Source organism: Paenibacillus lentus, assembly GCF_042714055.1.
Lineage (GTDB): Bacteria > Bacillota > Bacilli > Paenibacillales > Paenibacillaceae > Fontibacillus > Fontibacillus lentus_A.
Genome location: NZ_JBHGVC010000001.1, coordinates 152,141 through 165,687 on the forward strand (window position 1 = coordinate 152,141; position 13,547 = coordinate 165,687).

Annotated in this window: 9 protein-coding genes; 8 read left to right on the forward strand and 1 reads right to left on the reverse strand. The window is 48.9% G+C overall.

Annotation, left to right across the window (positions count from 1 at the left end):
• Positions 1-9 precede the first annotated feature (9 nt).
• From ACE3MQ_RS00650 to treR, 8 genes are all read left to right on the forward strand, one after another.
• Complete coding sequence (locus ACE3MQ_RS00650; protein WP_379389563.1) at positions 10-846, forward strand: carbohydrate ABC transporter permease; 837 nt, start codon at positions 10-12, stop codon at positions 844-846.
• A 145-nt stretch (positions 847-991) separates the two neighbouring features.
• Positions 992-2,371, forward strand: a complete 1,380-nt coding sequence (locus ACE3MQ_RS00655; protein WP_379389565.1) for an ABC transporter substrate-binding protein — start codon at positions 992-994, stop codon at positions 2,369-2,371.
• Between the two features lie 116 nt (positions 2,372-2,487).
• Positions 2,488-4,842 (forward strand): glycoside hydrolase family 95 protein, encoded by a 2,355-nt coding sequence (locus ACE3MQ_RS00660; protein WP_379389567.1) that lies wholly within the window; start codon positions 2,488-2,490, stop codon positions 4,840-4,842.
• A gap of 45 nt (positions 4,843-4,887) precedes the next feature.
• Positions 4,888-6,138, forward strand: a complete 1,251-nt coding sequence (locus tag ACE3MQ_RS00665) for an alpha-L-fucosidase (RefSeq protein WP_379389569.1) — start codon at positions 4,888-4,890, stop codon at positions 6,136-6,138.
• Between the two features lie 68 nt (positions 6,139-6,206).
• Positions 6,207-8,039, forward strand: a complete 1,833-nt coding sequence (locus ACE3MQ_RS00670; RefSeq protein ID WP_379389571.1) for a glycoside hydrolase family 35 protein — start codon at positions 6,207-6,209, stop codon at positions 8,037-8,039.
• A 370-nt stretch (positions 8,040-8,409) separates the two neighbouring features.
• Positions 8,410-10,128, forward strand: a complete 1,719-nt coding sequence (treC, locus tag ACE3MQ_RS00675) for an alpha,alpha-phosphotrehalase (RefSeq protein ID WP_379389573.1) — start codon at positions 8,410-8,412, stop codon at positions 10,126-10,128.
• Between the two features lie 54 nt (positions 10,129-10,182).
• Positions 10,183-12,204 (forward strand): PTS system trehalose-specific EIIBC component, encoded by a 2,022-nt coding sequence (treP, locus tag ACE3MQ_RS00680; RefSeq protein WP_379389576.1) that lies wholly within the window; start codon positions 10,183-10,185, stop codon positions 12,202-12,204.
• A gap of 71 nt (positions 12,205-12,275) precedes the next feature.
• Positions 12,276-13,004: a trehalose operon repressor gene (gene treR / locus ACE3MQ_RS00685; protein ID WP_379389578.1), complete on the forward strand. Its 729-nt coding sequence runs from the start codon at positions 12,276-12,278 to the stop codon at positions 13,002-13,004.
• Between the two features lie 60 nt (positions 13,005-13,064).
• Here the strand turns inward: treR and ACE3MQ_RS00690 are convergent, their stop codons facing one another.
• On the reverse strand, positions 13,065-13,439 hold the full coding sequence (locus ACE3MQ_RS00690) for a hypothetical protein (RefSeq protein ID WP_379389580.1): 375 nt from the start codon (positions 13,437-13,439) through the stop codon (positions 13,065-13,067).
• Positions 13,440-13,547 lie beyond the last annotated feature (108 nt).

The following is a 13,547-nucleotide window of genomic DNA, read 5'->3' on the forward strand; positions in this document are numbered from 1 at the left end:
GAATATCAAATGCAGCTAATCCGTAAAAACATGTCAAAAACGATAGTCACCGTCTTCATGGGCGCTTTGTCCATCGTGTTCCTCATACCGCTCATCTGGATGGTCTCGGCCGCATTTAAATACGAGAAGGATGTTATGCGTTTTCCGATTCAATGGATTCCCGAGAAAATTAATGTAGTGTATAATTTTAAGGCGGTTTGGATGGGGAAGGTTCCATTCTATGAATTTTACTTCAACTCATTCAAGATTGCGATTATTACCACCTGTATCACTCTCATTATTTCATCCATGGCAGCCTATGCGCTGACAAAGATCAATTTTAAAGGACGCAATATTGTGTTCTTGGCGCTCTTGTCCTTTATGATTATTCCAGATCAGGCGACACTGATTCCTCGTTTCTTGCTTATTCGCTGGTTTGGACTATACAATACACATGCAGCGATCATACTGATGAGCATGTTCTCGATCTATTTCACTTTCCTGCTGCGGCAATTTATGGTCGGGGTCAGCGATGAATTTATCGAAGCGGCGAGAATTGACGGGGCAGGCCATTTTAAAATATTCACCTCGATCATGATTCCGCTCTGTAAGCCGGTGTTAGCGACTGTAGCTATCATTAAATTTATCTGGACTTGGAATGATTATCAGAATCCTCTGATCTTCCTGCTGGATAAAGATCTGTATACCATTCCGCTCGGGATGTCGCTGTTCCGAGACGACTATACGAACAACTATGCGATTATGATGACGGCGGCCGTGTCAGCGATTATTCCATTATTGATCGTGTTCATCGCCCTACAGAAGCAAGTGATTAACGGTATTGCACTGGGAGGCGTAAAAGGCTGATTCCAAATTTGGGAGCAAGCGTTATCATAAAAGTCAAAAATGTATTCCTATAACATCAAAATTTTGCACTTAGCCTTTGATGCAACCGCCTATAATGGGACATGTACAAGCACTACACTAAAATTTCAGTGCAGGGGGAAGTAAGATGACACATAAGGGTAAAAAAAGATTTTCCATCATTCTCGGTACAATTCTCGCCATCAGCCTGCTAGTGAGCGGATGTGGAAAATCCGGGAATACCGGAGCCGAAGGGAAAGCATCGGGCAACTCATCCGACAAGCCAGTTACGATCAAGTATTACAACTGGGATAACGATGCTCAAACCGTGGGAACCGATGCCATGCTGAAGGAGTTTATGGATCAAAATCCGAACATCAAGGTCGAGCATGTCATTCTCGTACCTGGGGATTCCATGGAAATGATGAAGAAGCTCGATTTCCTCATTTCTTCCGGGGAAGCGATTGATGTTGTGCAATTGCCAAGCTTAGGAGCTGCTCTTGAACGGGCAACTCGCGGGGCGCTCGCGCCATTGAACGAGTTCTATGATAAGGAAGGCATTGTGCCTGAAGATGAATATTATGTAAACACGAAGGTAGACGGCAAATATTACGGGATGCAGTACACCAAGAGCATCAACTACGTCATGCTGAACAAGGATGCGCTCGATGAAGCTGGTCTGGAAATCCCTAAATTTGGATGGACCTGGGATGACTACCGTGAATATGCCAAGAAGTTAACGAAGGGCGAAGGCGTTGACAAACGCTACGGTTCTTACTTCCATACTTGGGAGCTGTACATGAATGCTCCTGCACAGACGATGATGAAGGATCCGTTCGTGTATGACGACGGTACAACGATTTTGGCTGACCCATCCTATAAGTATTTCTTCCAATTGCGTAAAGACATGGAGACGATTGACAAATCAGCTAAGACTTACGCAGATGTTCTTGCAGCGAAGCTTAACTATCGCACCGAGTTCTTCAATGAAGATGCCGCTATGATTCTGACGGGTAACTTCACGATCCCGGATCCAGGCAATACGGAGCAATATCCGCATACTTTCAAGACGGCATTTGCGCCAGTACCGGTTCCTCCGCAGGGGGCAGAGCCTAAAGACTATGAAGGCAAATATTTCACCAGCGGTTCGCAAATCGCTATGGGTTCTACTTCGGAGAACAAGGAAGCTGCATTTAAGCTGATGAGATTCATGACTACCGCAGAATCGGACAACAGACAAGAGTTCTCCGGGTATAAGGGAGCCAACAACGAAGACTTGCTGACGAAGCTCGTTGCCGGCAAAGAAGATATGTATGATATTGATTCACTCAAATATACGTTGTTCAGTGATGACATTCAATTCCTCGATGCTCCAGAAGTGATGACAACGGCAACTTCAGAAATCACCAAGGTGATCAACAACGGCTTCAGTAAGTTTATGCTTAGCAATGAACCGATCGATGATGTCCAAAAATGGATGGTTGATGAAGCAACGAAGATCATCAATGAGAAAGGTGTTATCAAGTAATTAGAGTTCTGAAGTAATATTTAGTAATTAACTTACAAGGGCCGTCTCAATGATCGTTTGAACATGAGAGACGGCCCTTGTTATCTACTTTGGACTAATAAATTAGGAGTAGAGCGATGACGAACGAGATAAACAAGCTTATAGAGAAGCAGTCTGCCCGGATCTGGACGGAGGCTTTCCCGATGGGCAACGGCAGGCTTGGTGCGATGGTATTTGGCGGCGTAACCTCGGAACGAATCGGATTAAATGAGGATTCGATCTGGTACGGAGGGCCGAAGCAATGCGATAATCCTGAGGCGTGGAAGAAGCTGAATGATGTTAGGAATCTGCTTCGCGGCGGTGAGGTTAATGAGGCCGAGAGACAGATGCTCCTGCATTTTACGAATGCGCCACAATATTTTGGTCCCTACCAGCCGCTGGGAGATTTGCTGCTTCAGTTCGACCACGATCGGGCAGAAGCTATGAATTACAGCCGCGAATTGAATCTTAGGACAGGTATTGCTTCTGTGAGCTATGAAGCGGATGGTGTTCGCTATGACCGGGAAGTCTTCGCTAGTGCTGTTCATCAAGTGCTTGTCGTCCGTATGACGGCATCGAAGCCGGGGGCCATTAGTCTAACAGCCCGGCTAAGCAGACGTCCATTCGATGGAGAGATGAGACGGGAGAATGAACATACTTTGGCGATGGAGGGAGCATGCGGGACGGACGGTGTAAGGTTTGCCGCCGTGCTCAGCGCATGCACGATTGGCGGAAACTGTCAGGCTACCGCTAATTATTTAGACGTTCAGGGAGCGGATGCCGTCACTTTGCTGCTTGCAGCCCAAACCTCCTTCCGCTGCGACGATCCGTTTCGCGAAGCTATCAGGCAAATAGAATCCGCCGCTTCATTGCCATATGGATCATTGCTGGATGCGCATAAGGCCGACCACCTGGCTTTATTTGATCGCGTGAGCTTGGAACTTATTCCAGGTGATCCATCAGGAGAGGCGGCTGCAGCTGTAGAAACGCTAGCTGCTGATACTGAAGGTGCGGAGCTCAACATGTCTACCTCGGAACGGCTGCTGAATTATCGGCAAGGGGGAGAGGATCCGCAGCTAGAGGCGCTGTTCTACCAATATGGCCGTTATTTAATGATGGCGAGCTCGAGGCCCGGCAGCTTACCGGCCAATTTGCAGGGCATCTGGAATGAGAGCTTCACACCGCCTTGGGAGAGCGACTATCATCTGAATATCAACCTGCAAATGAATTACTGGATCGCCGAGACGGGGAATTTGCCGGAATGCCATCAGCCTTTGTTCGATTTTATCGATCGGCTGGTCATTAATGGACGGAAAACAGCGGCAGCCTTATATGGCGCGAGGGGCTTTGTGGCACATTCCTCCTCTAATCTGTGGGCGGAGAGCGGCTTGTACGGAGCGTGGACGCCGGCGATTTTTTGGCCCATGGGAGGAGCTTGGCTGGCTCTGCATTTATGGGAGCATTACAGGTATAGTCTTTCTGCAGAGTTTTTGCGGGTACGGGCTTATCCGGTGCTGAAGGAAGCCGCGCTGTTCTTTCTGGATGCTCTTATCGATGATGAGAGCGGCTATCTCGTTACTTCTCCATCGCTCTCGCCGGAGAACAGCTATGTTAACGAAAAAGGTCAGGTTGGATCTTTATGCTCCGGCCCTTCTATGGATTCGCAAATTATTTATGCTGTGCTTACGGCCTGCATTGAAGCAGCCGAATACCTGGAACTCGATGGTGAACTGATCGGACAGTGGGCAAGCGTAAGGGAGAAGCTTCCGCAGCCTGAGGTCGGCAGGTATGGCCAGATTATGGAATGGGCCGTTGACTATGAAGAACATGAGCCGGGGCATCGTCATATTTCACATTTGTTTGCTCTTCATCCAGGGGAACAGATTATACCCCACCGAATGCCTAAGCTTGGGGCAGCGGCCCGTAAAACACTGGAGCGGCGATTGAAGTATGGGGGAGGACATACCGGCTGGAGCCAGGCGTGGATCGCTAACTTTTGGGCGAGACTCGGCGAAGGGGATGAAGCGCATAACAGTCTTCGCGAGCTGCTGAAGAAGGCGGTGCATCCCAATCTATTCGGTGACCATCCTCCGTTTCAGATCGATGCCAATTTTGGAGGAGCCGCTGCGATTCAGGAGATGCTCCTGCAATCCCATGGCGGTGAAATTCGCCTGCTGCCCGCTTTGCCTTCCGCATGGTTAAGCGGTTCAGTCAAGGGCTTACGCGCCAGGGGCGGATATGTGGTCGATATTCAATGGGAAAAAGGGAAGCTTGAAGCGGCAGAGATTTATTCCGAGCATACGAGGGACTGCGTTTTGTTTAGCGGAATACAGCTGGCTGTTTTCGATTCCACTCATTCTCCTGTTCCCATTGGAAGTTTAAGCTTAGGTTCGGGCTATCAATATACATTTGCTGCAGAGCGTGGGAAGAGCTATCGAATCGTTCCAATATGATGCAGCAGAAAAACTGTGTGAGCGTGAAAAAGGAGGAATAATGATTTGGAGAAGCAGCACTCGGAAGATTTTTTGGCTCGGCCGACTCCAGAGCAGCTAGCGTGGCAGGACAAGGAGCTTGGGCTGTTCTGTCATTTCGGGATCAATACTTTTTGTGATCAGGAATGGGGGGAGGGCAAGGATTCCCCCAAATTATTTAATCCGCTGCAATTGGATGCCAGGCAATGGGTCAGAACGGCTAAAGCGGCGGGATTCCGCTATTTCATTCTGACCGCGAAGCATCATGACGGCTTCTGTCTGTGGCCCACTTCGACGACCGATTATTCCGTTGCTTCCAGTCCATGGCGCAATGGAAGCGGCGATGTAGTCAGGGAATGTGCCGACGCCTGCCGCGAGGAGGGGATTGACTTCGGCATTTATTTATCTCCCTGGGATCGGCATGAACCCTGCTACTCAGACCCCCAAAAATATGATGATTTCTACTGTCGACAGCTAGAGGAATTGCTTACCGGCTATGGCCCGCTGGTAGAAATCTGGTTCGACGGCGCAGGCTCTGAGGGGCGCGAATATGACTGGCGGCGGATCATGGATCTTGTCAAGCAGCATCAGCCAGGGGCGATGATCTTCAATATGGGCGCTCCTACGATCCGCTGGGTAGGCAATGAGGACGGGCTTGCCCCTTATCCTTGCTGGAATACAGCGACGACCGCTAAAGGCAGTATGTTTAGCGAGGCCTCATTGCAATGGCTGCCTGAGACGCCGGCCTGGGTACCCGCAGAATGCGATGTACCGATTCGTAAAGATCGGTGGTTCTGGCATCCGAATGACGAGGAATCGCTGTTATCTCTAGACCAGTTGATGGATATTTATTATCGCTCGGTCGGCCATGGAGCGACTCTCCTGCTCAATGTATCTCCGGACAACCGCGGACTTCTGCCTGAGGCAGATGTGAAGCGTCTGCTGGAATTTGGAGAGGGGATCAGACGCAGATTCGATCATCCTTTAACTGAGGCATCAGGCAGTGGTCATCGGATCGAATTGGAGCTGCCTGTGCCGGCGTTGATCGACCACGTCGTGCTCATGGAGGATATTGCGTATGGAGAAAGGGTGCGTCAATACGTCCTCGAGGCATACGCGGATGGAGAATGGAAGGAGATCGTGCACGGCATTGCCATCGGTCACAAGAAGATTGATGTAGTAACCCCTATGTTTGCAGAGAAAATACGGCTGCAGATTACTGAAGCTGTTGCTAATCCGATCATACGTAAATTTGCTATATATGGCGCTCAGAAATAAACCATGTCAGTGAGGCGGATTCTAAGCAACATATTTAACATCTCATTTTTAGCGGAGGAAATATATACATGAGCTTACTTACTTGGAATCAAGGTCAATATTTACTGGACGGACAGCCCTATCGGATTATTTCCGGAGCAATCCATTATTTCCGAGTGGTACCGGAATATTGGAAGGATCGGTTATTGAAATTGAAGGCCAGCGGATTCAATACGGTGGAGACGTATATTGCTTGGAACGTGCATGAGCCAAGGGAAGGAGAATTTGACTTCGCAGGCATGGCAGATGTCGAGTCGTTTATTCGTTTGGCCGGAGAGCTTGGGCTGCATGTTATTGTAAGGCCAAGCCCGTTCATCTGCGCGGAATGGGAATTCGGCGGATTGCCAGCCTGGCTGTTATCGTATAGCGACCTTCAGCTTCGCTGTCGTGATCCTCTCTACTTGGCTAAGGTTGACCGTTACTATGACGAGTTAATTCCTAAATTTGTGCCTCTCCTCTCTACCAAGGGCGGACCGATAATTGCTGTTCAAATAGAAAATGAATACGGCAGCTACGGGAATGATACGGGGTATCTTGATTATTTGCGCAAAGGATTGATCGATCGGGGCATCGATGTTCTTTTATTCACTTCGGACGGCCCTACCGATGAAATGCTCCTTGGAGGGACACTTCCTGATGTGCACGCCACCGTTAATTTCGGTTCCCGGGTTAAGGATTCGTTTCAGAAATACCGGGAATACCGGAAAGACGAACCGCTGATGGTGATGGAATACTGGAACGGCTGGTTCGACCATTGGATGGAGGATCACCATGTCCGGGACGGAGCGGATGTTGCCAAAGTACTCGATGAAATGCTGACTGAAGGCTCATCCATCAACATGTATATGTTCCATGGCGGAACCAACTTCGGTTTTTACAATGGGGCTAATCATATCGTCACTTATGAACCGACGACGACAAGCTATGATTATGATGCTCCTCTGTCAGAATGGGGTGACAGTACGGAGAAGCTGGAGGCTGTCAGAGAAGTGCTTGCCAAGCACGGATTTACACCGGACTGTCCGTTCCCGGAGCCGATCCCGAAGGTTTCCTATGGGAAAATAAAACTGACGGAGAAGGCGGAGCTGTTCACGGATGCTGCTCTACAGCAGCTGTCCAGGCCGATCCAGAGTGTAAACGTACGACCGATGGAGAAATTCGGGCAGTCCTACGGGTTCATCCTGTACAGCACCTTTGTCAAAGGTCCGCGTCACGGCCAGAAGCTGTACATCCAGGACGTGCGTGATCGTGCTCAGGTATTCCTGAATGGGCGCCTGCTCGGTGTCATTGAGCGCTGGAATCCGCAGCCGCTGGATATTTCCGTACCGGCCGAGGGAGCAAAGCTGGATATTCTCGTCGAGAATATGGGCCGAGTTAATTACGGGCCGCTCATTCGCGATGCGAAAGGGATTACGGAGGGAGTACGAATCGACAATCAGTTCCAATTTGATTGGACGGTTCGGCCGCTGCCGCTGCAGCCAGAGGTTCTGGCGGGGCTTAAATATGATGCAGGTGATGCCGCTACAGTGTCTGAGGAACGCAGGGAAGAGCAGCCAGCATTTTACCGCGGAAGCTTCGAGGCGGATACGCTTGGCGATACGTTCCTGCGATTTGACGGCTGGCATAAAGGCATTGCCTGGGTGAACGGCTTCAATCTGGGACGCTACTGGAGCGCTGGGCCGCAGCGTTCATTGTATATCCCGGGTCCGCTGCTGCGCCAAGGACAGAATGAGATCATTCTGTTCGAACTTCATTCCGCTCCAGCGAACTGTGAAATTGAGCTGACGGACATTCCCGATTTAGGAACGGTCGCCCAAGTAGACGATGCTGTACTGAATTTTGCCAATGATGAGGAGGAATAGCCCGATAAGAGCGACTATTCCAAACGCATTATGAGAAAAGCTTGAAAATGAACAAAAGGATCTCGCCTTCCACGATCAAGTGGAGGGTGGGATCCTTTTTTGGATATCAGAAGGTATGGGTTACGGAGCTGTAGCTCCCTAAATATCGCATGGCAGACTATAAGCGGAATCTGGCTGCTCTACGTGGTTTATTTTGTTATTTGGTTCCGCCTTCATCCTCATGCAGTAATTTTTTTTCGAATATTGCTAAAAATAGTAGTCTATCTAGCAAGAAAAGGGTATTTATACTTATATGGTTGACACCTGTATATACAAGTATTATGATTTACGTACAACCTGTATATACAAGAAGATTAGGAGGGGAAGCTTCATGCAAACCAAGGTTAACCAGCCTCGAGATTGGTGGCGGACTTCTACGGTTTATCAGGTATACCCAAAGAGCTTCAAAGATACGACTGGCCGGGGGACGGGCGATATTCGCGGGGTTACTGAGAAGCTGGATTATATAAAAGGATTAGGCATCGGCATCGTATGGCTGCAGCCGGTGTATGTATCTCCGCAAAATGATAACGGTTACGATGTGGCGGATTATTACAACATCGATCCTGCTTTTGGGACGATGGAGGATTTTGACGAGCTTGTACGCGAGTTAAAGAAAAGGGACATGCATCTGATGATCGATATTGTGGTGAATCATTCATCCACGGAGCATCGTTGGTTCAAGGAAGCGAAGTCCTCCCGCGATAATCCTTATCGCGACTATTATATTTGGAAGGATCCTGCCGCGGACGGAGGGCCGCCTAACAATTGGCAGTCCAAATTCGGCGGTTCGGCATGGCAGTATGACGAAGGGACGGGGCAGTATTTTTTGACGCTATTCGATAAGACCCAAGCGGATCTGAATTGGGAGAACGAGAAGGTCAGACAAGAGGTCGTGGATTTGCTCACGTTTTGGGCGGAGAAGGGGGTAAGCGGGTTCCGTTTGGATGTTATCAACCTGATTTCCAAGGATCAGAGATTTCCGAATGATGACGGGTCGGTTCCACCAGGGGATGGGCGCCGCTACTATACCGATGGGCCTCGTGTACATGAATATGTGAAAGAGCTGAACACCAAAGTGTTTAGGCCCTACAACCTCGTTACGGTCGGGGAAATGTCGTCCACTACGCTGGAGCATTGCATTCGTTACTCTAATCCCGAGGAGAACGAGTTCTCCATGACGTTCAATTTCCATCATTTGAAGGTGGACTACCCGAACGGCCAGAAATGGGAACTGAAGCCGTATGATTTCGAGGAGCTCAAGAGGCTGCTCTCCGAATGGCAGACCGGCATGCAGCAGGGCGGAGGCTGGAATGCGCTGTTCTGGAACAACCATGACCAGCCAAGAGCGCTGAGTCGATTTACGGATGACGACAAATTCCGGGTAGAAAGCGCCAAGCTGCTAGCCACCACGCTGCACGGCTTGCAAGGGACGCCTTATGTATACCAGGGCGAAGAAATCGGGATGCCGGATCCCAAATGGAGCGATATCTCCGAATTTCGCGACATCGAATCGCGGAATATGTATGAAATTCTTCTGCAAAGGGGAAAAACAACCGAAGAAGCAGCCCAAATCGTAAGGGTTCGCTCCAGGGACAACTCGCGGCTGCCTATGCTGTGGGACGATAGCGATCAGGCTGGATTTACGACCGGTACCCCGTGGATCAAGATCGATGAACGTTATCCAGGCATCAATGCTAAGTCACAGGTAGAAGACCCAAAATCGATTTATCATCATTATCGGAGGTTAATCGGACTGCGGAAGAGCCTTCCGGTATTGACGGACGGGAAATATGTTCGCCTTGATGAAGGGCACCCTCAGGTCTATGCCTACGCCCGAATAAATGAGGAGCAAACGCTGCTTGTTATTTCAAATTTCAGCCGGGAGGAGGTGCTGTTCGAGCTAGCAAACAGGTTCGTCGAGACACTCTCTAAAGCGCACTCCACGGAGCTTCTTCTAGGGAATACGGAGGAATCGCCGGAGCTAGCAATTCGTGTCAAGCTTCCACCTTACGGATCCTATATGTGGATAATTAATAACATTAACTAATGAAGTTAATTAACTATATTAAATATAATAATTAATAGTCAGGAGTCGATGATTATGGCGAACATAGATCGTAAAAATGTAGAGCGGATCATTGAAGCCGTTGGCGGTAAAGACAACATTGAAGCCGCTTCGCATTGCGTAACCAGATTAAGATTTGCCCTTGTAGATGAAAACAAGGTAAATTCCAAGGCATTGGATGAAAATGAACTCGTCAAGGGACAATTCTCTACTCAGGGTCAATTTCAGGTCGTGATCGGGCCGGGTCTTGTCGATCAGGTTTACAACGAAATGATTGAAATTACCGGAGGTTCGCGTGCAACCAAGGATGACGTGAAAACGCTTGCTAGTAAGAAGCAAAACCCGCTTCAACGAGCCGTCAAGACGCTGGCTGACATATTCATTCCGATTTTGCCGGCCATCGTGATGGCAGGTCTGCTGCTGGGCATTAATAATATTCTTACAGGGCCTGGCATTTTCTACGCAGGTCAATCTCTCATTGATGTGCACCCGGAGTGGGCGGATGTAGCTTCGATCATTAACCTTATTGCAAGCACCGCCTTTGCTTTCCTGCCCGTGCTGATCGGCTGGTCGGCAGTACGGCAATTTGGGGGCAATCCGTTATTGGGGATCGTGTTAGGCCTGATTCTTGTAAACCCGGATCTTATGAGCGCCTATCAATATGCTGACGCTAAGCTGGCAGGTACGGTGCCGGTTTGGGATCTGTTCGGATTTGCAGTGGAGAAGATCGGATATCAGGGGCAAGTGCTGCCCGTGCTTGTCTCTGCGTATATATTAGCGAAGATTGAAAAGTTCCTGAACAAGCGGGTGCACGATTCCATTAAGCTGCTTGTTGTGGCCCCGGTTGCTCTGTTAGTGACCGGATTCCTGGCATTCATCATCGTTGGACCGATAACGTTTGCCATAGGCAATGTTCTTACCTCGGGACTAATCAGCATCTTTGATTCCGTCGCAGCCCTTGGCGGTCTGATTTATGGAGGCTTGTACTCCTTGCTTGTCATTACGGGAATGCACCACACTTTCCTCGCCGTGGATATTCAGCTGATCGGCAGTCAAGGCGGAACCTTCCTGTGGCCGATGCTGGCCTTGGCGAATATTGCGCAAGGTGCGGCAGCTCTCGCTATGATGTTCATTGCGAAAGAGCAGAAAGCGAAGGGGCTTGCCGTGACTTCATCGATCTCCGCCTTTCTGGGGGTGACCGAGCCGGCGATTTTCGGTGTAAATGTGCGTCACAGATATCCTTTCATTTTCGGAATGATCGGCTCCGGGATCGCAGGCTTGCTCCTAGCGATAAATAATGTTCTTGCTTCTTCTATCGGTGTAGGCGGCATTCCGGGGTTCTTGTCGATCTTCCCGAACCAATGGGGCGTATTCTTCCTGGGTATGGCCATTGTACTTGTAATTCCTTTTACAGGCACGCTGCTGTACGGCAAATATCGGATGTCAAATAGGGCGGATGACAGCTCGGTGGATAAGGGTGCGACTGTAGAATCAGTTACGAACGAAACAGCAAGTAATGCAAGCAATGAAGCTGTTCGCAGCTCTGGCGCGGCGGTTTCGCCGAAAAATGAGGCAAGCGTAGATTCAGAGAAGCTTACAGTGGAAATCGCAGCTCCTCTTAGCGGACAAATCGTCCCTTTATCCGAGGTTCCAGATCCGGCTTTCGCGGAGAAACAGATGGGTCAAGGCATTGCGATTATGCCGTCCGAAGGCAAGGTATATGCTCCATTTGATGGAACAGTCGCCCATCTGATCAAGAGCAAGCATGCTTTGATTCTTACCGATACAAACGGAATTCAGGTCTTGATTCATGTAGGCATTAATACGGTTTCCTTGAAAGGGGAAGGCTTCACCGCTTATGTAGAAACGGGATCAAGCATTACCAAGGGGCAGTTGCTGCTGGAGTTCGATCAAGAGCGCATCAAGCAAGCCGGTCTTCCTATCATTACACCGATTATTGTACCGGATGGTCAGGAGGGCATTCAGGTGATTAAGGAATACGACGGGGATGCGATTCAAAATCAAAATCTGGTACTTCGCGTGTCACTTGCTCCTTGAAACCTGTAGATAGGGATGGACTGTAATGACATTGCCATAAATCATGGTACAATAATGATGGTGATCAGGTGATGAAGAACAATATATTTTTAACTCTATACAAGGATTACGCTGAACAAATCGATGCGGGAAAGCTCCCGCCTGGTAGCAAGCTGCCTTCGGAGAATGAGCTGGCGGCATCCTATCAGATCTCGAGAGAGACCGTCCGCAAGGGCCTGAATCTGTTGGCTCAGAACGGTTATATCAACAAAGTAAAAGGGAAGGGCTCCTTCGTTCTGGATACCGGGAGGCTCAAGTTTCCGATATCGGGCTTGGTTAGCTACAAGGAGCTATCCGAGCGATTAGGAAAAAAGAGCCGAACTCTAGTCTATGCTACCGAATGCGCTCCGGCAGGGAACGATATCGCCAAAGAGCTGCGGATCGAGGCGAAGCAGCCAGTCTGGAAGGTCATTCGCGCCAGGGAAATCGATGGGGAGCGCATCATTCTGGACATCGATTATTTGCTTGCCGAAATCGTACCGAATTTGACGAAGGACATTGCGGCGGATTCCATTTATCAATATTTGGAGCAGGAGCTTCAGCTGAAGATCAGCTACGCAGAAAAAGTCATTAGTGTAGAGCGAGCTACGGATATGGACCATCAGTATATGGATTTAAAAGATGATACGCATGTGGTTGTCGTTCGGGGGTATGTCCACCTGGAGGATACAACGCTTTTTCAATATACGGAGTCGAGACATCGGCTGGACAAGTTCCAGTTTGTTGATTTTGCAAGAAGAATCTCAATGGTAGAGACGTAGGTAATCATGCTTTAAAAACTTAAAAGAAAAGGGTGCCCGGAGGGCACCCTTTTTTCGGTATTATTGTCTGATAATGAGTACGTCTTGAGGCGGTCTGCCTGAGCTTTGAATTTGAGCAATTTCGGAGTTCGTAAGATTGCGGCCAACCAAAACTAATGAAGATGTGACATTGTTAAAGTTAAAGTTGCTTAAGTTCGCTACGTTTTGGCTGCCACGGAACACACGGAATGAACCTTGGAAGTTAATTTGCGAAAACAGTACCAAGGTGACTTGAGAGCTCTGAACAACATTTCTCAGTCGGAAACTCGACAGCGCGTTGTTAAACCGGAACGCCCCTAAATCACGAATCGCAACTCCTCCCCGTCTGAGAAGAATTCGACGAACTGAAAAATTGTTGCCAGACCAAAGAGCCAGACGCACATCTCTGTTTGCCAATTAAATCACTCCTTTTCGTAGAATAATATATTTTATGCAGCTTTTAAAATGCGGTCAGAGACAAATACACGAGTGCAATCGTTTGTTTTTCGCTTATTAAAGAAAATG

Bases quoted from the DNA above. Each gene is read 5' to 3' on its own strand.
- ACE3MQ_RS00650 (WP_379389563.1), top strand. From the start codon at position 10: ATGCAGCTAATCCGTAAAAACATGTCAAAAACGATAGTCACCGTCTTC.
- ACE3MQ_RS00655 (WP_379389565.1), top strand. From the start codon at position 992: ATGACACATAAGGGTAAAAAAAGATTTTCCATCATTCTCGGTACAATT.
- ACE3MQ_RS00660 (WP_379389567.1), top strand. From the start codon at position 2,488: ATGACGAACGAGATAAACAAGCTTATAGAGAAGCAGTCTGCCCGGATC.
- ACE3MQ_RS00670 (WP_379389571.1), top strand. From the start codon at position 6,207: ATGAGCTTACTTACTTGGAATCAAGGTCAATATTTACTGGACGGACAG.
- treC (WP_379389573.1), top strand. From the start codon at position 8,410: ATGCAAACCAAGGTTAACCAGCCTCGAGATTGGTGGCGGACTTCTACG.
- treP (WP_379389576.1), top strand. From the start codon at position 10,183: ATGGCGAACATAGATCGTAAAAATGTAGAGCGGATCATTGAAGCCGTT.
- treR (WP_379389578.1), top strand. From the start codon at position 12,276: ATGAAGAACAATATATTTTTAACTCTATACAAGGATTACGCTGAACAA.